At 40.2% G+C, this 24,279-nt stretch carries 23 protein-coding genes and 1 pseudogene; 3 read left to right on the top strand and 21 right to left on the bottom strand.

All coding sequences use genetic code 11. The annotated features are described in order from the left end of the window. The first annotated feature begins 295 nt into the window (after positions 1–295). From nrdH to nrdF, 3 genes are all read left to right on the top strand, one after another. A complete protein-coding gene (gene nrdH / locus PCY09_RS08945) occupies positions 296–514 on the top strand; it encodes a glutaredoxin-like protein NrdH (RefSeq protein WP_008809491.1) in 219 nt (72 codons plus the stop codon). Between the two features lie 85 nt (positions 515–599). Next, entirely contained in the window at positions 600–2,759 is a 2,160-nt protein-coding gene (nrdE, locus tag PCY09_RS08940) for a class 1b ribonucleoside-diphosphate reductase subunit alpha (protein WP_061595976.1), read from the top strand. Positions 2,760–2,925: 166 nt separating this feature from the next. Further along, positions 2,926–3,885 (top strand): class 1b ribonucleoside-diphosphate reductase subunit beta, encoded by a 960-nt coding sequence (gene nrdF / locus PCY09_RS08935; protein WP_061595977.1) that lies wholly within the window; start codon positions 2,926–2,928, stop codon positions 3,883–3,885. A 97-nt stretch (positions 3,886–3,982) separates the two neighbouring features. On the opposite strand, the gene PCY09_RS08930 is transcribed toward nrdF, so the two are convergent. From PCY09_RS08930 to nagB, 21 genes and pseudogenes are all read right to left on the bottom strand, one after another. Continuing rightward, on the bottom strand, positions 3,983–4,651 hold the full coding sequence (locus PCY09_RS08930) for a CPBP family intramembrane glutamic endopeptidase (protein ID WP_061595978.1): 669 nt from the start codon (positions 4,649–4,651) through the stop codon (positions 3,983–3,985). A 4-nt stretch (positions 4,652–4,655) separates the two neighbouring features. Further along, positions 4,656–5,189 carry a DUF3267 domain-containing protein gene (locus tag PCY09_RS08925; protein ID WP_125397234.1) on the bottom strand — a complete coding sequence of 178 codons (534 nt, stop codon included), beginning with the start codon at positions 5,187–5,189 and terminating at the stop codon, positions 4,656–4,658. An 18-nt stretch (positions 5,190–5,207) separates the two neighbouring features. Continuing rightward, positions 5,208–5,948: a DUF3169 family protein gene (locus PCY09_RS08920; protein ID WP_048777490.1), complete on the bottom strand. Its 741-nt coding sequence runs from the start codon at positions 5,946–5,948 to the stop codon at positions 5,208–5,210. Continuing rightward, positions 5,945–6,187, bottom strand: coding sequence for a hypothetical protein (locus PCY09_RS08915; RefSeq protein WP_048777491.1), 243 nt, complete (start codon positions 6,185–6,187; stop codon positions 5,945–5,947). Before PCY09_RS08915 ends, PCY09_RS08920 begins: the two co-directional genes overlap by 4 nt. Beyond that, on the bottom strand, positions 6,184–6,387 hold the full coding sequence (locus PCY09_RS08910; RefSeq protein WP_008809497.1) for a helix-turn-helix transcriptional regulator: 204 nt from the start codon (positions 6,385–6,387) through the stop codon (positions 6,184–6,186). The genes PCY09_RS08915 and PCY09_RS08910 overlap by 4 nt, the downstream gene beginning before the upstream one ends. A gap of 11 nt (positions 6,388–6,398) precedes the next feature. Beyond that, complete coding sequence (locus PCY09_RS08905) at positions 6,399–6,728, bottom strand: hypothetical protein (RefSeq protein ID WP_061602164.1); 330 nt, start codon at positions 6,726–6,728, stop codon at positions 6,399–6,401. Positions 6,729–6,874: 146 nt separating this feature from the next. Then, positions 6,875–8,017 (bottom strand): acetylornithine transaminase, encoded by a 1,143-nt coding sequence (locus PCY09_RS08900; RefSeq protein WP_125369922.1) that lies wholly within the window; start codon positions 8,015–8,017, stop codon positions 6,875–6,877. A gap of 2 nt (positions 8,018–8,019) precedes the next feature. Next, on the bottom strand, positions 8,020–8,757 hold the full coding sequence (argB, locus tag PCY09_RS08895) for an acetylglutamate kinase (RefSeq protein WP_082307464.1): 738 nt from the start codon (positions 8,755–8,757) through the stop codon (positions 8,020–8,022). An 11-nt stretch (positions 8,758–8,768) separates the two neighbouring features. Further along, positions 8,769–9,962, bottom strand: coding sequence for a bifunctional glutamate N-acetyltransferase/amino-acid acetyltransferase ArgJ (argJ, locus tag PCY09_RS08890; protein ID WP_125397235.1), 1,194 nt, complete (start codon positions 9,960–9,962; stop codon positions 8,769–8,771). 17 nt (positions 9,963–9,979) lie between these two features. Beyond that, positions 9,980–11,002, bottom strand: a complete 1,023-nt coding sequence (gene argC, locus PCY09_RS08885; protein WP_125397236.1) for an N-acetyl-gamma-glutamyl-phosphate reductase — start codon at positions 11,000–11,002, stop codon at positions 9,980–9,982. Between the two features lie 229 nt (positions 11,003–11,231). Continuing rightward, positions 11,232–13,850 (bottom strand): alanine--tRNA ligase, encoded by a 2,619-nt coding sequence (gene alaS, locus PCY09_RS08880; protein WP_125397237.1) that lies wholly within the window; start codon positions 13,848–13,850, stop codon positions 11,232–11,234. Between the two features lie 34 nt (positions 13,851–13,884). Further along, positions 13,885–14,370 carry an LURP-one-related/scramblase family protein gene (locus tag PCY09_RS08875; RefSeq protein WP_125377022.1) on the bottom strand — a complete coding sequence of 162 codons (486 nt, stop codon included), beginning with the start codon at positions 14,368–14,370 and terminating at the stop codon, positions 13,885–13,887. Positions 14,371–14,598: 228 nt separating this feature from the next. Further along, positions 14,599–15,528 (bottom strand): peptidylprolyl isomerase PrsA, encoded by a 930-nt coding sequence (gene prsA, locus PCY09_RS08870; protein WP_125397238.1) that lies wholly within the window; start codon positions 15,526–15,528, stop codon positions 14,599–14,601. Positions 15,529–15,730: 202 nt separating this feature from the next. Further along, on the bottom strand, positions 15,731–16,417 hold the full coding sequence (locus PCY09_RS08865; RefSeq protein ID WP_125397239.1) for an O-methyltransferase: 687 nt from the start codon (positions 16,415–16,417) through the stop codon (positions 15,731–15,733). Position 16,418: 1 nt separating this feature from the next. Then, positions 16,419–18,221, bottom strand: coding sequence for an oligoendopeptidase F (gene pepF, locus PCY09_RS08860; protein ID WP_125397240.1), 1,803 nt, complete (start codon positions 18,219–18,221; stop codon positions 16,419–16,421). Positions 18,222–18,409: 188 nt separating this feature from the next. After that, a pseudogene (locus PCY09_RS08855) lies at positions 18,410–18,795 on the bottom strand (DUF1310 family protein). Positions 18,796–18,931: 136 nt separating this feature from the next. Beyond that, positions 18,932–19,327, bottom strand: a complete 396-nt coding sequence (locus tag PCY09_RS08850; RefSeq protein ID WP_301556710.1) for a DUF1310 family protein — start codon at positions 19,325–19,327, stop codon at positions 18,932–18,934. 152 nt (positions 19,328–19,479) lie between these two features. Continuing rightward, the gene (locus tag PCY09_RS08845; protein ID WP_125397241.1) at positions 19,480–20,433 is read right to left on the bottom strand and encodes a competence protein CoiA; all 954 of its coding nucleotides are present in this window, start codon (positions 20,431–20,433) and stop codon (positions 19,480–19,482) included. An 86-nt stretch (positions 20,434–20,519) separates the two neighbouring features. Then, complete coding sequence (locus PCY09_RS08840; RefSeq protein WP_125397242.1) at positions 20,520–21,692, bottom strand: MFS transporter; 1,173 nt, start codon at positions 21,690–21,692, stop codon at positions 20,520–20,522. Positions 21,693–21,789: 97 nt separating this feature from the next. Then, entirely contained in the window at positions 21,790–23,157 is a 1,368-nt protein-coding gene (locus tag PCY09_RS08835) for a DUF1958 domain-containing protein (RefSeq protein ID WP_301556713.1), read from the bottom strand. A gap of 154 nt (positions 23,158–23,311) precedes the next feature. Further along, on the bottom strand, positions 23,312–24,019 hold the full coding sequence (gene nagB, locus PCY09_RS08830) for a glucosamine-6-phosphate deaminase (RefSeq protein WP_125397244.1): 708 nt from the start codon (positions 24,017–24,019) through the stop codon (positions 23,312–23,314). Between the last annotated feature and the right edge of the window lie 260 nt (positions 24,020–24,279).

The raw sequence follows: 24,279 nt of genomic DNA, 5'->3' as shown, positions 1-24,279 counted from the left end.
ACCTTATTTTATAAGTTCTATCTAGCTATGCCTCCAGATAACTTTTTATTTGAGAATTGTTAACTCTATTTTCAAAAAAATTAGAAAAGAATTTTGTTACCTAGGTGAAAACCTTGATTTATCAATCTTTAAGATGCTTCTTCTCTTTTCACCGTCACTGCAAAACACCATATCTTGTATTCTATACTGTGTTATAATAAAACATAACACAATATTTAGTCTAATCCATTGACAAGATTTTTTCTTTGAGATATACTAAGAAAGAATTAAATTTTAATAAACAGGAGTTCCTTTTATGGTAACGATTTACTCAAAAAATAATTGTGTTCAATGCAAAATGACCAAACGATTCTTGGATACAAATCATGTGGAATATAGAGAAATTAATCTTGACGAACAGCCAGAATATATCGAGCACGTCAAAAGCCTAGGCTTCAATGCTGCTCCAGTTATTCAAACAGCAACTGATGCTTTCTCTGGTTTCCAACCAAATAAATTAAAACAACTGTCATAAGAATAGCAAGACAAAAAAGAAGGGGAGCTTCTATAGTATATAGGAGCACTTTCTTTTGTAGAAAAGAATTATAAAGGAAACGATTATGGGTTTAAAACACTTAGAAGACGTTACATACTTCCGTCTTAACAATGAGATTAACCGTCCTGTCAACGGTCAAATCATGCTTCATAAAGACCAAGAAGCCTTAGAAGCTTTCTTTAAAGAAAACGTTGAGCCGAATACTAAACAATTTTCTTCAATTACAGAAAAAATTAAATATTTAATAGAAGAAAACTATCTAGAAAAAGAATTTATCCAGCTTTATTCTCCTGAGTACATCGAAGAGCTGGCTGCTTTTATCCATGCGCAAGATTTCAAGTTTAAATCTTTCATGGCAGCCTACAAGTTCTATAATCAATATGCACTAAAGACCAATGATGGCGAGTACTATTTAGAAGGCATGGAAGAGCGTGTTCTCTTTAACGCCCTCTACTTTGCCAATGGAGATGAAGCGATTGCTAAGGATATTGCCAATGAAATCATCCACCAACGCTACCAACCAGCTACACCAAGCTTCCTTAATGCAGGTCGAGCTCGTCGCGGTGAATTGGTATCTTGCTTCCTCATCCAAGTAACAGATGATATGAACTCAATCGGTCGCTCTATCAACTCTGCCCTTCAACTATCTCGTATCGGAGGCGGAGTCGGTATTTCCCTCAGCAATCTACGGGAAGCTGGAGCACCTATTAAGGGTTATGAAGGAGCTGCATCTGGCGTTGTGCCTGTTATGAAACTCTTTGAAGACAGCTTCTCCTACTCTAACCAGCTGGGACAACGCCAGGGAGCTGGAGTTGTTTACCTCAACGTCTTCCACCCAGATATCATCGCTTTCCTTTCAACTAAGAAAGAAAATGCTGACGAAAAAGTTCGGGTTAAAACCCTCTCACTCGGTGTTGTCATTCCAGATAAATTCTACGAATTGGCACGTAAGAATGAAGAAATGTACCTCTTCAGCCCATATTCTGTTGAACGCGAATATGGTGTGCCATTTGCCTACCTTGACATCACTGAAAAATATGATGAGTTGGTCGCTAATCCAAATATCACTAAAACCAAGATCAAGGCTCGTGATTTGGAAACAGAAATTTCTAAACTCCAACAAGAATCTGGCTATCCTTATGTCGTAAATATCGATACAGCCAACCGTTCAAATCCAATTGACGGTAAAATCATCATGAGTAACCTTTGCTCTGAAATCCTGCAAGTGCAAGAACCTAGTCTTTTGAATGACGCCCAAGAGTATCTTCACCTGGGAACAGATGTATCATGTAACTTAGGTTCTACCAACGTTGTCAACATGATGACTTCTCCTGACTTTGGAAAGTCTATCCGAACTATGACACGCGCTCTTACTTTCGTTACTGATAGTTCACACATTACAGCTGTGCCTTCTATTGATCACGGAAATAGCCTAGCCCATACTTTTGGTTTAGGTGCTATGGGGCTACACAGTTATTTAGCTCAGCAGTTGATCGATTACGGATCAGCGGAAGCTGTAGAGTTCACCAGCATCTACTTCATGCTCATGAACTACTGGACCTTGGTTGAGTCTAACAATATCGCTCGCGAGCGTGGCGTGACTTTCCACAACTTTGAAAAATCTGACTATGCTAACGGAACTTACTTTGACAAATACCTAACGGGTGAATTTGTACCTAAGTCTGAACGTGTGAAGGAACTTTTCGCAGGAATCTTTATTCCATCTGCAGAGGATTGGGCAGAGTTACGAGATAAGGTCAAGGCTGATGGTCTCTACCACCAGAACCGCCTAGCCGTTGCACCAAATGGATCTATCAGCTACATCAATGACGTTTCTGCCTCAATCCACCCAATTACTCAACGGATCGAAGAACGTCAGGAAAAGAAAATCGGTAAGATCTACTATCCTGCTGCTGGTCTATCAACTGAGACCATCCCATACTATACTAGCGCCTACGACATGGACATGCGCAAGGTTATCGATGTCTATGCAGCGGCAACTGAGCACGTGGACCAAGGTCTTTCCCTTACTCTCTTTATGCGCAGCGATATTCCTAAAGGCCTCTACGAGTGGAAAAAAGAAAGCAAGCAAACTACCCGCGACTTGTCTATCCTGCGTAACTACGCCTTCAACAAGGGTATCAAGTCCATCTACTACGTCCGTACCTTCACTGATGATGGTGGCGAAGTCGGTGCCAACCAATGTGAAAGCTGTGTGATCTAGTTCTTCTAGTAATCAGTCATCTCGTTTTTACTTACTGACTCGATTACTATTATCAGCTAACAACTCAAAAGTCGGTTCGCCGACTTTTTGTTCGATCCCCTTATAAAATTGTGATAAAATAATAATGATTCTTTATCACATCACAACACATAGAAAGAGATTTCAAATGGAAACTTACTACAAAGCCATTAACTGGAACGCTATTGAAGATGTTATCGATAAATCAACTTGGGAAAAATTGACAGAACAATTCTGGCTGGATACCCGAATTCCCCTGTCTAATGACCTGGATGACTGGAGAAAGCTGTCTCACAAGGAAAAGGACTTGGTCGGCAAGGTCTTCGGTGGTCTGACCCTGCTGGATACCCTCCAGTCTGAATCTGGTGTAGATGCCCTACGTAAGGACGTCCGTACAGCCCACGAAGAAGCTGTCTTCAACAACATTCAATTCATGGAGTCCGTTCACGCCAAGTCTTACTCTTCTATCTTTTCTACGCTTAACACCAAGTCAGAAATCGATGAAATCTTTGCTTGGACCAATACAAACCCATACTTGCAAAAGAAAGCTGAAATTATCAATGAGATATACTTAAATGGTACAGCCTTAGAAAAGAAAGTAGCCAGCGTTTTCTTGGAAACATTCCTCTTCTACTCTGGTTTCTTCACTCCACTTTACTATCTGGGGAATAATAAACTGGCTAACGTCGCTGAGATTATCAAGCTGATTATCCGTGATGAATCCGTCCACGGAACCTACATCGGCTACAAGTTCCAGCTAGGTTTTAACGAATTACCAGAAAACGAGCAAGAAAAACTCAAAGAATGGATGTACGATCTGCTCTACACCCTCTATGAAAATGAAGAAGGTTATACAGAAAGTCTCTATGACGGTGTTGGCTGGACAGAGGAAGTCAAGACCTTCCTACGCTACAACGCCAATAAGGCCTTGATGAACCTAGGCCAAGATCCTCTCTTCCCAGATACCGCTGATGATGTAAACCCAATTGTTATGAACGGTATCTCAACTGGTACTTCCAACCATGACTTCTTCTCCCAAGTTGGTAATGGCTACCTACTTGGTGAAGTGGAAGCTATGCAAGATGAAGACTACAATTATGGCTTATAAAAACAAAACCCATTCCAAAATTTGGAATGGGTTTTTTATATACTATTTTAAATAACAAATCTTGAAAAGATCATTCAATAGTATTGGTTCTCACTTTTTAACGAAGGAAAATGAGAAGAAGAAAGGCAAGCAAATTATTAGCCATATGCAAAGCAATCGCATAACGTAAATCTTTTCTACATAAATATCCTAAGGCAAAGATAACTCCCATAATAAAATACGTTAGAAATTGGCCTGGGGTTGCTGGCCTATGAAGTAGAGAAAATAGAGTAGAGGAGACAAGAATATAGAGTAACTTTCGTAAGGAAGTCACTTGGTTTGAGAAAAAGAACTTAGCCATAAAACCTCGAGTCAGCAGCTCTTCAACAATCGGAGCAAGGAAAACCACAAAAATAAAAGCAAATGCAGGCTGATAAGCAATCAGCATTTCTACATTATTTTGATTTTCCGACGGATTCGTGGGCATTAATTCTTGGAAAATTATAAAAGCGATCAAAAGAATGACCGGTAGCCAAACAGAAGAGATTATCCTTGTTTTTTTCACCTCTAATTTAAAATCATGCTGATACCATTTCCACAAAGGAATAATATATAAAGCCGATAAGAATAAAAGGATCGGGAGAGCAATATATTGAGAGGTTCCCATCATCAGAGATTCTAAAACACTAGAAATGATGCTTGAAAAAATAACAAAATAAGACAATATAACTAAAGAATAAAGTCCTAAATGGACAAGGAAGGTTTTGATGTTCTTTGTATTCTTCATATTTCTAATCCTTTCGATAAATATTTAGACCAACTTCGGTATCTTCAACAAGAATTTCTTCCTTCTGACTAATGAGGATATAAGACAAATAAAAATCACCGATACAAGAGGCTGCATGAATGCTAGCCAGAGCAATGTAGGAAGGGCTGGATAGCCATTCAAGTTCACAACAGACTGTTAAAAAGAGACTGATCAAAACAAAGGGTGCCAGAGCAATGATCAACATCTTACCCCTGCTATAAAAACTCCCAGGGCTAGTCGCGTAGGCCATACCGTTTTTAAAACCAAATTTGACCTTCGTTTTTTCATTACCAAAGATCTTGAAGAAAAAGCCATGGATCAACTCATGCACAACCAGCAAGGCGAACAAGTATAAAAAGTCTGTAAAGACGAACAGCCCCTCGTCTTCTTCTAACAATTCAAGTGCTACCCAAGCAAAGAAAAAGAGAAAAAGGAGAATTAATAAAAGAGCTCCTATATTAAGCCAAAGGTTCGTTTTCTTATCCGTTAAAAAATCAATCTTTCGCAGTAATTTCATAGTCAATCCTCTCTTCTTTTATTTAAAGTACTTTTTAACCATAGGATAGAACATGACATTGATATAAATGAAAATAATGGTCAGTACGATATAAGCTGAAACAACATTCATCGGAGTCAGTAAGCCCACTAACCACATCAGAACATAAAGGCTAGGAATGACCCGTTGATTTAGATTAAAGAGGATCAAAAAGCTCTGTTCATAGTTAGCTTGTAGTTCTCCCTCGTCAAAGGAAAAAGCAAATTTCTTCATTTCTTCAACGGTAGGTGCTATCGATAGTTTATATTTTCGAATTTTCTGTGTCGTCTTGAGCAATACTATTTGGGCAATTACAAGGGCTAGAAGAATAACTCCATCATATAGATTAATCCAAAACACCGCACCAGCTTCTAATAATGGAAAAACATAGTTTACACCAACAAATAAGGTAAATAAAGTCAAAGCAGAGGTGACATTAAATAAGATCGTCACAGATTCTAACGTTTTAAAGGTTTGACGATAAAGTTCATACTCCTTATCCTCATCCTCTTCTTTCTCCATAGACAGATGATACTTATTTGCTTGGTAGATTAAATAAAAGGTTAAAGGATAAAGAATGGTCAAGCAAACACGTCCTATGTTTTGTAGTAGTCCTACATTCAAAAAACTTGGCCAAGAGACATGTTCAATGCGAGCAGCAAAGAAGCCGATTGCTCCTCCAATGATTATGGCTAGAATTAAGAAAATTACATTTCTCATTATTCTTTTTTTCGTTGTCATGATTTTCCTTTCCTATCTCTCAATCTAGAGTTTATACTCGACTTACCGCTAGCTTTTCGTTTATGGCTTATTCTTTTATCTAGGATAGCTGCTAGAGTGAGATAAAACACAACAGCCCATTCTAACCTCAGGGGCAATTCTATTTGAAGTAGCCCTGCATCTTTTAAAACATAAGACAAGACATAAACAATAAACAAAGATAAAAGCAAAAGTTGACGATTATTTTTAAGTTGTTTCATTCTTCCTCGATTCTAAAAACGTTCTCGACAGTTTCTCCAAAAATATGAGCAATTTTCAACGCAATAATGATAGAGGGAGTGTACTCGCCTCGTTCCAAGAGACTGATAGTCTGTCTGGATACTTCTGCTCTCCTTGCTAACTCTGTCTGATTGAGGCCATCTCGCGCTCGCAACTCCTTGAGACGATTCTTTAATTTCATGAAATTTCCTCTCAATTCTCCAGCAATTCAACAGACCGAATATCTTCAATGCGCATAAGCTTCGTTTTTTTCTGGCCTTTTTTATCTGTTTTACTAAGCTTAACCCAGTCTTCATCCACATCCACTACAAGCCAATCATTTGTCCCAATCAATTCCCTAGTAATCATTGGTTTCTTTCCAATCATCTCTTTTAAAAATCGTGACATTGTTTTCTCTCCTTTTCTATTTCTTTCTAAAGACTTTATCCGTCCCTGCATCCGTTTTAACTTATTGGAAGAATCAATCCCAAAGATAAAAACCATAAAAGTCATCGGAAACAAGAACCATAAGAATACATTCATAAGCGTCCCTCCATTTCCTGTTCAAAAGTATTGTAACAGATTCTTTTCTTTTTGACAAGTATCTTTGTCAAAAAAATAACAATTCTTGTCAAAAGTACTATTATCATAGACAAAAAAGAATCCAGCTCAAACTGAATCCTTTTCCTTTATTCATCTACTTCTGAAAATACTTCTTTTAAAACAGTAATCCCCTGCTGGATTTCCTCCCTGCTGATAGTCAAAGGCGGCAGGAGACGGATAACATTCTCTCCGGCGGTCAGGATAATCAAGCCTTTCTGACGAGCAGCTTCAACAATCTTTGACAGACTGGCGCTTGTCTCAATCCCAATCATCATGCCCAGACCGCGAACAGCAGAAATCTTTGGATGGTCCTGAAAAGCAAGCTGCAACTGCTCCAGTAAGATGGCACTCTTAGACCTGACTTCTTCCATAAAGCCCGCCTCTTTCATGATATGCAAGGTCTCCAAGGCAGCTGCCATGGCTAATTTATTGCCACCAAAGGTAGAACCATGACTGCCAGGTCCAAAAGCGGGAGCCAAGCTGGATTTTCCTAATAGAGCGCCTACGGGCAGGCCATTGGCCAGACCCTTAGCCAGTGTCACAATATCCGGTATAATCCCATAATGCTCAAAGGAATAAAGCTGACCAGTGCGCCCCATACCTGTCTGGACCTCATCAACAATCAGCAAAATCCCCTCTTGTTGACAGACATCAGCCAAGTCTTTGACAAAAGCTGCTTCTGCTGGACGAACCCCTGATTCTCCTTGGACCAATTCCAACATGACAGCTGCCGTATCCTGATTGACCAACTTTTCTACGCTGGCAAGATCATTGTAAACCGCATAGCTGAAATGGGGCACCCCATCACCAAATCCTTCCTTAATCTTATCCTGTCCTGTTGCGGCCATAGCACCAAAGGTCCGACCGTGAAAGGATTGCTGAAAGGTGATAAAGCCTTGCTTGCCAGTAGCCTTACGAGCTAGCTTAATAGCTGCTTCATTGGCTTCCGCTCCGCTATTACAGAAAAATGCCAAATAATCATAAGAACCTGCCAGTTCCTGAGACACCTGCTCTTGCAGGGAGCTAAGATAAAGATTGGGGCTGTGCCAGATGCGCCCTGCTTGCTGGATCAAAGCCTGCTGAACCTGCGGGTGAAAGCCAAGATTGGTTACGCCAATCCCCGATGAAAAGTCCAAATAAACCTTTCCCTCACTGTCAATCAGATAGGAGCCCTCTGCTTTAACAAACTCAATAGGCGCTCGCTTGTAGTTTTCAAATAAATAAGTCATCATTATCCCTCTGCTATCAAGGTGCCCGTCAAAAGATTATCGCCAATCAGAACCTGCCCGACACCGGAAAGCACAGTCTGAACAGCACTCTCAATCTTGGGAATCATGCCACCCTTGATGACACCTGTCTGAATCTTCTTGGAAACCTGACTGGTCAGAAGTTGAGGCAGCACTTTTTTATCCTCTAAAACCCCTTCTATATCTGTCATCAGAATCAGCTTCTCTGCCTGTAAACTGCTGGCAACAGCTGCTGCCAGATAGTCTGCATTGATATTTAAGAGCTCGCCAGTTGCATTTTGTCCTAGCGAAGCCAACACTGGGACGATGTCCTCAGCCAGCAGCAGCTCTAGATAAGCAGTTTGAATCGCCGTCACCTGACCGACATAGCCATAGAGATCTTTATCGATAAAATCTGCCGAAACTGTCTTTCCCAAATGTGAAACCAGCTGAAGACTTTCAATATCTGAATCGTTCAGTTCTTGAGTCAGTGTCCGGCCGACTTGACCCAACAAGGCCTGCTCAATGATGGGTAAGTCAGACTTGGCTGTCACCCGCAACCCCTTAACCTTGCGAGTTGGTAGCTGACGCTCTTTCATGAGTTGGTTTATTACCAGACCGCCCCCGTGAACGACCACGATTTTCTTACCAGCTGCTATCCATTCTTGCATCTGCTTGATAAACTTATCAGACAGCTTTTGCGCAGCAACACCACCAATTTTTATAACAATCACATCTTTCATTGCATTTCTCCTTAGGTTCTATAGAGGGCATTGATTTTCACATAATCATAGGATAGATCGCAGCCCCAGGCCTGGGCTTCAGCATCCCCATCGTGCAGGTCAATGGTCAAGGTCAGTAGCTCCCCAGCCATGGCATCACTCGTTTCCTCAGGGTCAAAAGCCACAGGGCTAGAAGCCTGCATAACTGGAATCCCCTCAATCCAAATATCAATGTCATCAACCGAGACATCTGCTCCCGCATAGCCGATAGCTGCTAAGATTCGGCCCCAATTGGGATCTTGACCAAAAATAGCTGTTTTGACCAAGCTAGAGCCAACGATACTCTTAGCAATCATACGGCCGCTCTGTTCATCCTTAGCATGCCGCACATTAACTTCAATCAGCTTGGTCGCTCCCTCGCCATCCTTGGCAATTTTCCTAGCCAAGTCAGCCATAAGATAGCGGAGCATCTTAGAAAACTTTTCAAATTCTTCCGTATCTGGCAGAATTTCTTCATTTTGTTGGCAGCCGTTCGCCATGACTAGCACCATGTCATTGGTCGATGTATCTCCATCCACCGTAATTTGGTTGAAAGTCGTCTCCACATGCTGACTGAGAACCTTTTGTAAGGTAGCACTGGAAATATTAGCGTCACAAGTGATAAAGGCCAGCATGGTCGCCATATTCGGATGAATCATGCCCGATCCCTTAGCCACTCCCGCCATAGTCACCAGCTCTGAGCCAAACTCTTCTGTGACTACACAGGTCTTAGTGCAAGTATCCGTCGTTAAGATAGCCTCAGCAAAATCTTCTGCCTTGCCACTCACCAGAATCTGTGACAGGCCGTTTTTCAGAGCATCCATTGGAAGCTGCTCGCCGATGACTCCTGTAGAAGCTAGACCTACTAAGTCAGGCTCAATCTCCAGCTTTTGAGCAGTCAATCGCTGCATTTCATAGGCAGCGTCCAGTCCCTGCTGGCCTGTACAGGAATTGGCAACACCAGAATTAACCACTATTGCCTGCAATTTCTGGCTCTTTTGGATTGAGGCTTTGGTCACTAGAAGCGGAGCAGCAATGACTTTATTGGTCGTATAGACTCCAGCCACACTGGCCGGTACTTCTGATACAATCCAGCCAAAATCCAACTTCTTTTTCTTAAAGCCAGCGTGTAAACCGTCAGCCGAAAAGCCTAGCGGACTGGCAATTGTTCCATCAATAATCTTCATATCTAACCCTTTCTCATCTAGACATAAGACGGTTGACTGAGCAGGCCATCTGTTTCAGGAAAGCCCAACATCAGATTCATATTTTGAACTGCCTGACCAGCAGCCCCTTTGATCAGGTTATCCAGCACAGCCACGACAGTTAAAATATTTGTCACAGGATTATAGTCAAAACCAATATCTGTATAATTAGTACCGACAACCTGATGCAAACTCGGCAGAGTTGCTTGAATACGGACAAAAGGCTTCTCCTGATAGCATTCTTGATAAATAGTAGCCAGTTCTTCTCGAGTCAAAGGTTCTTTCAACTTGATGTAAACCGTCGCCACGATACCTCGATTGACAGGAATGAGGGATGTTGAAAACTGAATCTTCTGCAATCCCTCATCAAAACACTGTAACTGCTGTACAATCTCAGGAATATGCTGATGCTGATTCAGCTTGTAAGTCACATAGTTGTCGTGCACATGAACAAAATGGCTGGATGCAGCTGGATTTTTCCCCGCCCCTGTCAAGCCACTTTTGGCATCGACAATAATGGAGTCTAGCTCAATAGCCTGAGCCTGCAACAAGGGAATCAAGGCCAACTCTGTAGCCGTTGCATAGCAGCCGGGATTGGCAATAAATCGCTTCCCTCGGACATCTGTAAACTCAGACAGCCCATAAATAAACTCTTTTTGGACATAGTCTTCAGCTGGCTCTTTCTGATACCATTTTTTATAAATATTCCCTGATAAACGATGATCTCCTGATAGGTCAATGACTGGAAATCCTGCATCTACAAAGTCTTTTGACAAATCTTTAGCCACTCCACTTGACGTTGCAAAGAAAACAAGATCTGCTCGTCGCATTATTTCCTGACTGTCAAAAGCTTCTATTTTTAAGTCGCAAATCCCCTTCAAATGAGGATAAAGCTCTGAAACAGGAGCCTCCATATCTCGGCTGGCATGAAGGGAAACGACCTCCACCTGCGGATGTTGCAGTAAAATACGGAGGAGTTCCATTCCTGAGTAACCAGTAATTCCTACAATCGAAATTCGCATATTTTTAAAACACCTCCGTATAAATATGCGTTATATTCTACGTATATTTCTTCACTTTGTCAAGTAATTTTTGTATTTTTATACAAAAAAACTTCGAAAATAACATTATTTTTTGAAAAAACATTCATGCTTTCTTTCCTAAAAACAGAATATCTTCTTCTCATACAGAGAAGTGATGAAGCTGAGAGCACGGAAAAAGACCTATCCAAGTGGATAGATCTTTTTTTTCTTACAATTTACCTGCTACTGCATCCAGGAGTTCTTGGATTTTCGCTTGGTTGCTTCCTCCTGCCATGGCCATGTCTGGTTTACCACCACCACGTCCATCGACGATTGGAGCCAATTCTTTAACCAAGTTACCCGCGTGAATGTCTTTGGCCTTACTTGCTACAAGGACATTAACTTTGTCACCGATAGCTGCAACTAGGACAAGCACGTCAGAGTAGTCTTTTTGTTTCCAGTTATCTGCAAATGTACGAAGAGCACCTGCATCTGATACAGAAACTTGACTAGCAATGTAACGGTGTCCGTTGACTTCCTTCACATCTTTGAAGACATCGCCTGCTGCTGCAGCTGTAGCTTTTTCTTTCAACTCTGCATTTTCTTTTTGCAATTGACGGAGTTGCTCTTGAAGTCCTTCGACTTTGTGAGGTACTTCCTTGAGTTGAGGCGCTTTCAAGGTAGCTGCTACTGCTTTAAGAGCGTCTTCTTGTTCGCGGTAGGCTTCAAAAGCTTCCTTACCAGTCACTGCCAAGATACGGCGAGTACCTGAACCAATCCCTTCTTCTTTGACAATCTTGAAGAGACCAATCTCAGAAGTGTTGCCAACATGGGTACCACCACAGAGTTCCACTGAGTAGTCGCCGATGGTCACAACGCGGACTTCCTTACCATACTTCTCACCAAAGAGGGCCATAGCTCCCATTTCTTTAGCAGTGTCAATATCTGTCTCAACAGTTTCCACTGCAATTGCTTCCCAAATTTTCTCATTGACCTGCTGTTCAATAGCACGCAATTCTTCAGGAGTTACGGCTTGGAAGTGCGTAAAGTCAAAGCGAAGGAATTCTACTTCGTTCAGAGAACCTGCTTGAGTCGCATGGTGACCAAGGATATTGTGAAGAGCTGCATGAAGCAGGTGAGTCGCTGTGTGATTCTTCATCACACGAAGACGACGGTCAGTATCAATCGCTAAAGTGTATTCTTGGTTCAAAGCAAGTGGTGCAAGAACTTCAACAGTATGAAGCGCTTGTCCATTTGGTGCTTTTTGAACATCTATCACAGTAGCAACAAGGTTTCCTGTAGCATCCAAGATTTGACCGTGGTCAGCTACTTGTCCACCCATTTCAGCGTAGAAAGGTGTTTCCGCAAAGATAAGAGAGGCAGTTCCCTCTGAAACAGCTTCAACTTCAGCGTTTTCAGCTACGATAGCCACCAACTTAGAAGGCAATTGGCTAGCATTGTAGTTGAAGACACTTTCTACAGTGATGTTTTGAAGGGTTTCATTTTGCATACCCATTGAGCCACCTTTAACAGCTGACGCACGCGCACGTTCTTGCTGCTCTTTCATGGCTGCTTCAAAACCTTCTCGGTCTACAGTCATACCAGCTTCTTCAGCGATTTCTTCTGTCAATTCCACTGGGAATCCGTAAGTGTCGTAGAGTTTGAAGACATCTGAACCTGCAATCACTGATTGACCTTTTTCTTTCAAGTCTGCTACGATACCTTGGGCAAAGTGTTGACCTGAGTGAAGGGTACGGGCAAATGATTCTTCTTCGCTCTTGACAATTTTTTCAATAAAATCACGTTTTTCAAGCACTTCTGGGTAGTAGCTTTCCATAATTTTGCCAACTGTTGGAACGAGTTTGTAAAGGAAAGGCTCATTGATGCCCAATTTTTGACCGTGCATAGACGCGCGACGGAGGAGACGGCGAAGGACATAACCACGACCTTCATTTCCTGGAAGAGCTCCATCTCCAATAGCAAATGAGAGGGAACGGATGTGGTCAGCGATGACCTTGAAGCTCATGTTGTCGCCATCTTGGTCGTAGACCTTACCTGACAACTTCTCAACTTCACGGATGATCGGCATGAAGAGGTCTGTTTCAAAGTTTGTCTTAGCCCCTTGGATAACGGCCACCAAACGCTCCAAACCAGCGCCCGTATCAATGTTCTTATGTGGCAATTCCTTGTATTCGCTACGAGGAACAGCAGGGTCTGCGTTAAATTGTGACAAAACGATATTCCAGATTTCGATATAACGGTCGTTTTCGATATCTTCTGCAAGCAGGCGAATACCGATATTTTCTGGGTCAAAAGCTTCTCCGCGGTCAAAGAAAATCTCAGTATCAGGTCCAGAAGGTCCCGCACCGATTTCCCAGAAGTTGTCCTCGATTGGGATCAAGTGACTTGGATCCACTCCTACTTCAATCCAGCGATTGTAAGAATCTTTATCGTCTGGATAGTAGGTCATGTAGAGTTTTTCAGCTGGGAAATCAAACCATTCTGGGCTTGTCAAAAGCTCATAAGCCCAAGTGATGGCTTCATCACGGAAGTAATCCCCGATAGAGAAGTTCCCCAACATTTCAAACATAGTATGGTGACGAGCCGTTTTTCCGACATTTTCGATGTCGTTGGTACGGATGGCTTTTTGCGCATTGGTAATCCGTGGATTTTCAGGCTTGATAGTTCCGTCAAAATATTTCTTAAGAGTTGCCACACCTGAGTTGATCCACAAAAGAGTTGGGTCATTTACAGGAACCAAGCTGACTGATGGTTCTACAGAGTGGCCTTTGCTTGCCCAAAAGTCTAACCACATTTGACGAATTTGAGCACTTGACATTTGTTTCATTTATTTTTCTCCTTAAATCTTTTCAATATTTTTCCTATGATGATGAACTTTCCAGCATCTCGACATAGTCAATAGCCACACAGAGGGAAATGACTAGATCTGCATAAGAGTCCTCAAGGACAGTTACAGTGTAAGTCGAGGTCAAATGGAAAATCTCTTTCTTAATCTCAGCGACAAGTTGATCACGATCATCCAACAATTTGAAATTTAAATCCCAGATGTTGCCTTCAATTCGAAGCCCTAATCTATCAAACTCATACTTATCACGCAAGAAGGTCAACTTCTTCCGAATGAAGAAATTCGAACCGTCACGTAGCTGAATCTTAAAGCGAGGAAGCAAGGTAAAAATTTCTTTACTGATTTCACTGACCTGCTCCCCATTGGCGTCATAGATAGTAAAGGTCTTAGGAATTTTGAAAAAAGATCCCTCCACCTGATAGTTTACTACTCCTCCATCATCCTTGATATCGAAGCGTTCGCCTCCAAAACGAAACTTTTGTTTCACAAGAAATGTCTTCATAAACACCTCCAAAAATTAAAAGACAAGTCCATATCACGAAGGGCGAAAAACCGCGGTACCACCTTCATTCAATGAACTTGTCATTCTCATTTCGTATTCAATTTTGCAGGATGAGTAGCATGATTTTTCGTCTCAGATGGCTTGCAGCACCGCCAATTCTCTGAACTAAGAACTTGAAAAATCAATTCTCACCATTTCATTATACTTGCTTATGCTTTCTTCGTCAACTTATTTTGATGAAGAAGATGAAGTATTTGTTTGGGTGTATTGAGAAAAGAGATTTTGGAAAGCAGCATCTTTAACTTTGATGTTTGCATCTTTCAATTCTTTTGCTACAACACTTTGGATGAAGCTTGTATTGTTTTGCTTAGCAGTTAAGATAACTTGCTTCAATTTGTCTTTATAATCTTCCCACTTAGAAGACTTCTCTGTCTTGCTGACCAACTTAACGATATAATAGCTTGCTTGTCCTTGATTGCTACGAACAGTTACAAGATCTGAAACTGCATTAGCTTCTAAACCAAAAGCTGCTTTTTTCACAGCATCTGGCACATTAGTAGCTGCAGAGTCAAACTTGATTTCGCCACCTTTATCTTTGGTATCGCCATCGGTTGAATTGTCTTTAGCCAACTGTGCAAAATCAGCTCCTTCAGCTTTAGCAGCTGCCAACACTTCCTTAGCCTTATCTTCACTATCTACCTTGATAATTTGCGCAGTTACTTCTGGTGTATAAGCTTCATATGCAGCTTTATAATTTTCATCAGTAAGTTCTTTTTCTGCAGCTTTTTTAACGGCGTACTCTACAAGCTTATTGGTTCTAATTTGTTCACGATAAGCATCTTCTGTCAAACCTGCTTGAGCCAAGACACGAGCAAAATTATCTCCATAAGCCTTTGAACTCTTTTCATAAGCTTCTTCGACTTCTTTATCAGTCACTTTCTTGCCATATTGTTTTTCAAATACTTCTTTAATCGTTAAATTCAACAAAACTTGCTGAGCAGAAGGGTTACTTTTCACTTTATCATAAAACTCAGATACTGTAATAGTATCACCCTTCATAGTAATGATGTCCTTGTCAGAACCTGATGATTTTCCACAAGCAGCTAAGACAGCTACTGACAAAAGGGTTACTGCCCCAGCGACAATTTTTTTCTTCATTTTAATGAAAACTCCTTTGTAAAATTGTTAGACTTGAAACAATTCATTCCATTGTCTCTATTCTTGATTGAGTTACTGCGTTCTTTATTCTTTAAAAATGAAGTGCACAGCTTGGTTTACTCACTTTTCCTATTGTACCACAAATTAAATTTGATGGCTTAAATTTTTCTAAAAATTAGATAAAATCCTATAAATCTACAGCTTATTTTGATTTTCTAAGCATCAGAAGGCCATCTCCCAACGGTAACAGACTCGCAGTCAGATCAGGACTGTCCAAAGTTGCATCAAAAAGACTATGTAAACCTCGGTAAATAGCCCGTTGGCCGCGTTTAATTTCTTCAAAAGGCTTAGCAACGTCTCCTCCTTGGAAGACATCATCAATGAGGACCAGACCGCCAGGATTGAGGCGCTTGAGGACCTGAGGCAAAAAGACCACATACTTGGACTTGGCAGAGTCCATAAAGACAAGGTCGTAGGAATCCTCTAATGTCTCAAGCAAATCCACTGCATCCCCTTCCAGCAAGGTGATCTGCTGACGGCTATCATACTTAGCAAAATTAGCCTTGGCGAGCTCAATCATCTCTGGATTGCGATCAATAGTCGTAATCTGAGCTTGAGGTGCATGCTCCGCCATCAAAAGGGCCGAAAAACCAATAGCAGTCCCAATTTCTAAAATCTTCTCTGGCTGGAGACTTTCGAGAAGCAGGCGAAAGTAAGCCACTGTCTCATGGGGAATCACGGGCACATTTTCAGCTCTGGCAAAATCCTCCAGCTCCTTAAGTCCACCAGCGACCGGCTGGAGACGCTGTCTCATAAAGTCTACAATCTCTTCCTTGACTACTGGCCGGCGCATATTGGGATTAGAGTTTTGATTATAAGTCTCGACCATCTTATGCTAATCCCAACTTTTCTACCAAGGCTTCAAATTCATCCAGACGGCGCTCAAAGACTGCAAAGGCAGCATTTAGATAGTCTTCTTTTTCCATATCCACACCCGCCTTTTTAATGACATTGAGCGGATAGTCAGAGTTCCCAGCTTTGAGATAGTTCAGATATTTGTCCTTGTCTTCTTGGCTACCATGGACAATCTTTTCAGCCAAGGCCGAAGCGGCTGCAAATCCTGTAGAGTATTGAAAAACATAATAATTATAGTAGAAGTGAGGAATACGTGCCCATTCGTACTGAATCTGCGGATTGTCCTCTTTTTTCAAGCCGTAGTATTTCTCGTTTAAGTCTGCATAGAGCTCATTGAGAAACTCGCTAGTCAATACTTGTCCTTCTTGGTCAGCCTTGTGGATTGCATGCTCAAACTCCGCAAACTGAGTTTGACGGAAGACCGTACCTCTAAAGCCATCCAAGAAGTGATTAAGAATCGCAAAGCGAGTAGCGTCGTCTTCTACTTCTTCCAAGAGCTTTTCTGTCAAGATATTTTCATTGGTCGTTGAAGCAATCTCAGCTAGGAAGATAGAATAGTCTCCGTAAACATAAGGCTGGGTCTCACGAGTATAGCTGGAGTGCATACTGTGGCCTGTCTCGTGCACCAAGGTAAAGAGATTATCTAGTGTATCCTGCCAGTTGAGCAACATAAAGGCATTGGTATCATAAGATCCTCCTGAGTATGCCCCTGAGCGCTTACCTTGATTTTCATAAACATCAATCCAGCGCTCTGAGAAGGCTGTCTTCACTCGACTCAAATAATCCTCACCCAAAATTGCCAAGACTTCCTCAGACTTAGCCAAGGCTTCCTCATAAGTGAATTTGTAATCTGTTTCTGACAAAGGTGTGTACAAATCGTACATCTTCAAATCAGAAATACCCAAAATCTTTGCTCGCAAGGCAATATAACGCTGTAAAAGCGGAAGGTGTTTGTCTACAGCAGAAACCAAGCTATCATAGACACTTTCCGGGATAAAGTTAGCCGATAAAGCAGCCTCACGGGCAGATGAGAACTTGCGGACTTTAGCGTTGTAATTTTGAACCTTAACATTTGTCTGCAAGGTCTTAGCATAAGTATGCTGATACTGCTCATAAATACTATAAAGAGCTTCATAAGCTTCCTTACGAACTTCTCGATTTTTAGACTCTACTAGAGAAATATAGTTCCCATGTGTCAACTGGACTTCTTCGCCCTTTTCATTGTGAACTACTGGAAAGACGATATCCGCATTGTCCAAAATAGCAAACGTTTCACTAGCAGCACCAAAGATTTCTCCAGCACCAGCCAACAACTCCTCTTCACGCTGGGTCAGGATGTGTTCCTTCTTCTGCAAAAGCTTATCAAAATAATGTTGATAAGTTTGTAGTTCAGGTTTTTCAGCCAAAAAAGCTTGGTATTGGTCTTCTGTAATTTCCATGAATTCTGGCTCATAGAAAGCAAAAGTTTGGCCAAACTCACTGTAAATAGTCATTCCTTTAGCTTGGTATTCCTGATATTTTGCCACACGAGTATCCTGGTCATTCTTCATGTGAGCATAAGAATAAAGTTTCTCAATACGGCGCATCAAGTCTAATTGAATTTCCGTTGTTGTCAAAAGACTTTCTGCCGAATCCAGCAGATGTCCTGCTAGATTACTTGCATTTTTTAATTCTTCAGAAACCTGTGCAAGTTCAGTCTCAAAGGCTTCATCTGTAGGGAAAATCGTGCTTAAATCCCATGTATATTTTTCTTCAATTTCATTTCTTTGTTTAGCCATAAAAAATCCTCCATTCCTTTTATTTTATCACAAATTCCTTGTTTATATAAAACTCAAGTTTGAAAATGGCTGTATATTTCAATTGATAAAATATATTAAAAAAACTTTGGACCCGTTTCCCTACGATGTAGGACTCGGATCCAAAGAGGTCGTTTTTCTTATCACTAAATTATTTATCATACGCCATATTATTCTCCTCTCAATTTCTTTGCGAGTTCACCAGAGATTACATAACCTGAATGCTCTAGCTTTCCATCAGACTCTTCCATCAATGTTGTGGTAATTGTTAATTCCGGGTCATCGTTTATTATAATCTCAACTATTAAGCCACCCATAGGATTATATTTAAGATTTTTTCATTTATTGTATATTTTTTTATTATCCCCTTTTCTGTTAACGCTTCAGGATCTTTCTTCCTTAACATTTCCTCAACTAACTTTTTAGCTTTTCGACTTTCCGCAATCTGAAGCATTTCTTCTTTTTCTGAACGACTGTTTACCACACTACAAACTCCTAAAATCATGCCTGAACTGACAGTTAGAATACTCAGAATGATGACAATCATTTTCTTCATGACGACCCCTTTCGTTTCCCTCTTCCCCAATTACCACATCCTTAGTTTTTGAATCAATACGATATTCTCTTAATGCAATATCCACATATTGCTTATCATTTAATTATTCATCATCTATTAATACCTTGCCAAACTCCTATTTTTCCAATGCTTGGGATAACTTATCAGAATAAGTGGCACTAGTGCTTTCTATCTCTCCGTCACTATTTTTATTTATATTGCAACTGATAATAAAATCAGAATTTCCATTTATTATAATATTGAAGTCTATCCCACTCATTGGATTTTTTGAAACTGAGCTTCTATCTATTTCATAACTTTGTATAAAGCCCTCTTTTTTAAATGCTCGAGGATCAACATAAGTAAACCAATGATAAAATGCTTTTTCAGCCTCTTTACTTTCTACTAGTTTAATCATTTGCATATTTTCATTCTTTTTTTCTGACTGACTGTTTACCACACTACAAGCTCCTAAAATCATGCCTGAACTGATCGTTAGAATACTCAAAAAGATGACAATTATTTTCTTCATGATGGCTCCTTTTACTTCTGATACCTTTTGGGACGGAGACTTAATATAAAGTCTAACGTCTTAATCCATTTGGTAGTAAGTTTATTTTATTATACACGATTTTTATAGATTCTAGAATGCAAAAAAAATAGGCAACTGGGCTACACCAACTTTCAGCAAGACTGATCTAAACTTGCGTAAAAGGCTGGTGGGTAGACGATCTGGTACTTTTTATCTGGAGAATGTTGATAATAGCGCTGAAAGTTTTCATAATAAGCAGATAGGTCTTGTGAAATCTGACATAAAGGCTGGTCTGAACGAATCGGGCGCACTTGAGGATAGAATTCTTCTCTAGACATGGTTAAAAGATTTTTTCCTTTTTGATAATAGCTGGCCTGTATTTTCATCCACTTGGGATTTCGATAATAGAGTTGCTGTCGGATATAATGGCAAATATCAGAATCTGACTTCACTAAGAAACTACTCATTTCCTGCTTACTAAAAGGCAATCGTAAGATATCTAACAATTCTCCTCTTTCAAAAGGAAATTCTTTTTCTTTATACTGGAGTTGCCCATGAAGATCTTCATGAATCAAATACTTCAGCCTTAGCACCTTTCTTTCCTCGTCCAATTCCCAGATATGAAAACCCATGTTTTGACTGAAATATAGGAATTGCTTCTGCAAGGGGGTTAATATTTGCCTTAGCCAGAGTTTCTTTCCCAGGAGCCAAAGAACTTGATAGCCAGCTTGGCGATATCTATGACTTCGCTCCCAAAGTCTATCTTGGGAAAGACTGCTACACTGAACTTCTAAAGCAAGGCGCTCATCAACTAAGACATCCGCCACCTGCTGCAAGTCTGGCAAAAACACTTCGACATCTACTCTTGTCGCTTGATTGGCCCAGCGAAAAAGGGCAGCCTTAAGGTTTAGATGTTCTCTACTTTCATTTTCGACACTATAATGGCAGTCGGATAAACGAATATGTGCAAAATGAGGCTGCATGATCTTCCCCTTTTTCAAACGGACAGGCCCTCCACACCCTGGGCAAAAATAATCTCCTTTTGAAACGGATGACTTCTTTAGTAAATGAAGGATCTTCCCATCCTTATCACGCGCTGAAAACATGAACACCTCCTCAAACATTTACCTCCTTTATTCGTAAAAGAAAAGAGCTTAATCAAAAGCTCAAAAATTTTTTTAAAAAATTAATGTCAACTAAACAACTTCTGGTCTTCTTTTTCGGGTACCTTTAAAAACCAAGCTAAATCTATCACCAAGACCATTAAACCTGCTAGAAAGAAACTCATTGTCTCATATCCTGCTGCATCAATAACAGCTCCAGCAAAATGTTGAATAAAAATGGAGCCAAGACTTCTAACCGTCTGTACTAGGGCAATAGCAGTCACTAAGTACTTGGAGTCTACAATTGCCGAGACAATCTTTAAAGTGACCATAATGAGAAGCATACCTGAAACATGCTTAGAAGCCAGGGTCAAAATGATTTTAGAGGCTAGCCCTAGATTGAGGCCATAAATTGTGTATTGGACTAGCATAATCAGTAAAGGACACAATAAGAGCTTTTTAGCAGACAGCTTATCCATAAAAAGATAAGAATAAAAGATCAGAGGTGACTCACAGATAACAGAAATTGATACAACTGTTGAGGCCATTCCAACACTCAAACCACTATGTTGCAACATGGCAGGAATATAAGTATGACCTGCATTTCCAACTCCTGAATAAAGAGCAACAATCAGTAAATAGTAGAGATAGGTTTTATTGGTCAAAATCTGACTGATATAAGAGTCTTTCTTGGTTTTTGGGGCTTCATCTGATTTGGGAGATTCAGAGCGGATTTTAATGGAAAGGACACCGACAATTGTAATGATCATTGCTCCGATGAAAGCAATAAAAATAGCCATAGGAGAAACATACTGGTACAGTACACCAGCCAGTTGAGAACCTAAAGCATAGCCAATCGTTCCCCAGATTCGAATTTTTCCATAAGTATAGGGACTTCGTGCAGCAAGTACATCCATAACTGGATTGACACCATTAATCAGCATAACCACCAAACTGTATCCAATAGTTAAGCCTAACAAATCTCTGACTTGCATAAAATAGATTGCAATAAAGATAATGGCTCCAAAGCTAAACAGGGTCACCTTCTTGATACTCAAGCGGTCATTCAAAATTCCCATAACCGGTTGAGCCAGCATCGAAGCAAAAAAAGCGACCGATACGACCACAGATGTCTGACCAGCTGAAAAGCCCAACCCCAACATATAAACTGAAATCAAGCTTGAAAACAAGGCAAAGGATAAAAAATAAAAAGTATAAACCAGGACATAAGCTAGATAGCTATTATAAAACTTTTTAAACATCGTTCTCTCATTCTTTACTAATATTAAATCTTATTAAAAAACATTGGAGTGTATTTCTAACATTACAAAAGGGCTGGGAAATCCCAGCCACTATACATTATCGCCCATTTCGACGCGAATAATTCTGAGAATCATCTTCCAGGTTATCGCGTCCAGCAAGAGGTCGATTCCGTTTTTTTCTTCGACCAGATTCAAGAAAAACAATCGCAAAAAGTACCAAGACTGGAACTAATAAAAGCAATTTGGGATCTAATAAAAGTCCAGATTTTGCCTTATTTGAAGAATTTGCTCCTTGATCATTTTTAGAATCCATAACTGGTGAGTCTCCATCGTCAGCCAGTTCTACTTTCATTCCATCGCTAATTAATGTAGACAGGGTTAAAAGTCCATTATCAACTTCCAAAACGCCATCCTTCACAACTAGCTTTGGATTTGTTCCTTTTTTGACAGTCCCATAAAAATCTTTTTCAAGTTTATAGGTTTTTCCATCAATTTTGTGCTCTCCTGCAGTCAGGAGTTTCTTATATTCGTAATCTGCGTAGGCTTTTTCAATCAAAGCATTTCCAAACGGATGACGATAGTACTCACCATCCTGATCAGACCAATCTCCTACCCCCATAATCACACTGATAATACGTTGTTCACCACGTTTAACAGTTGCAATATAGTTGAAGGCTCCTCTAGGACTGGAACCTGTTTTTAAGCCATCTACTCCTTCCAATCCATACTTGGCTCCTGGAACTGAGTAATTGTAAGTCTCAAAAGTTTCTTCATAAGGTGTTCCTTTTTTGACAGTAACTACTGGCTTGTTTGTGTATTTTAGAATACCAGGATATTTCTTAACAAAATTATAAGCAAGGATTGCTAGATCACGAGCTGTTGTCTGGTTGGTCGCATTATTATCATATCGTTGAGGAGTGTAGAAGCCTTTAAAGGATGAAGCCGCAGCTCCACTAGCATTATACCAATGTGTATTGGTCATGCCAAGTTCTTTAGCCTTACTATTCATTTGGTCCAAAAAAGCGTCTGGATCATTATTAGATAAGTAATTTGCAATCATAACTGTCGTTGCATTAGAAGAAGGAACGACTGTCATAGTAATCAACTCAGATATTGTATAATCTACACCCGCTACAATTTTGTTATTGGAAATTTCATAAATTCCAGCAATATTCTGGTCTGTCTGGCTAGCTTTGATGATGGTATCTTCTGAAAGCTTTCCTTGCTCCATAGCCTCAAACAAAAGATAAAGTGTCATCAATTTACTCATGCTCGCTGGATCTCGAACTTCATCAATGTTATCCTGCCAAAGGACATCTCCCGTATTCCCATCTATAATCAGTGAAGATCTGGGACGATTGATATCTTTTACATCTGGATAGGCTTTCCGAGTAATATCCATCAGCTCATCTGCACTAACTGTAGCTGCCCCAAATAATAATGTTACCAAGCAAACAAGTGCTATCCATTTCTTCTTCACCAGAAGCCTCCTAATTTTTCATCGTTACTAATTAGTATATCATATTTCCCAAACAAAATAGAAAATATTTTAGAAAATACATCTGAAAAGTAGATATATTTTTTCAAAAAAATCCCACCTGATAAACAGGCAGGAAATTTTAGTTATCTAATAGGCTAAGTGCTTCAGCATCTGCAATAATCGTAACATCCTCATGGCCCTGGAGTACGCTGGCTGGCAACTCCTCAGTAACAGGTCCTGCTACTGTTCCAGCAATTGCCTGAGCTTTTCCTTTCCCATAAGCAAACAAGACAATTGACTTGGCAGCCATAATATTTGCAATCCCCATGGAAATTGCCTGAGTCGGAACTTGGTCGATTGTTTCAAAGAAACGAGCATTTGCTTCGATTGTAGATGGAGTCAAATCAACCAGGTGGGTTTGACTCTCAAAACTTGTTCCTGGCTCATTAAAACCAATGTGACCATTAGTTCCAATTCCTAAAATTTGGAAATCTACTGGATTCTCCGCTAAAATTCTGTTGTAAGCTTCCGTCTCCTCTTCAGCATCCTCAGCTCTTCCATTTGGTAAAAAACTCTTTTTAAAAGCTTTATGAGAAAAAAGGTTTTCATTCATAAAGTAATGGTAAGATTGGGGATCATCAGCCTCTAAGCCAACATACTCATCCAGATTTACACTGACTAAATCAGAGAGATCAATATCGCTTTCAATTAATTCCTTATAGAAACTAAGCGGACTACTACCAGTAGCTAAACCAAGTGTTTTAGCGCCTTCTGCTAGCTTGCTTCTTAAGATTTCTACTGCTACTTTCCCGCCTTCATTTTGGTCAGCTACTTGAATAATTTTCATCAGAATCCTCCTGAACTTTTCTCTAATATTATTATATGGTATAGACCAATTTTTGTCAAGATAGAAATTTTAATATTTTAAATTTTGCCAGCAAAGAAAGATAAAATCGTGATATAATATAAGAATGTTACTGTATTTATTACTTTTATTTTTACTGGGTGTTGTCTTTCTCGTACTCAGCCTATTTTTTAGAGCCATCAAAACATTAAGAATGATTGCTCTTTGTATTGGAATTTTACTAACTAGCCTTCCAATTTTAT

This window comes from Streptococcus sp. SG2 (assembly GCF_030439925.1).
GTDB lineage: Bacteria > Bacillota > Bacilli > Lactobacillales > Streptococcaceae > Streptococcus > Streptococcus gordonii.
The sequence above is the reverse complement of the archived record's forward strand: the minus strand, read 5'-3'. Positions and strand labels throughout refer to the sequence as shown.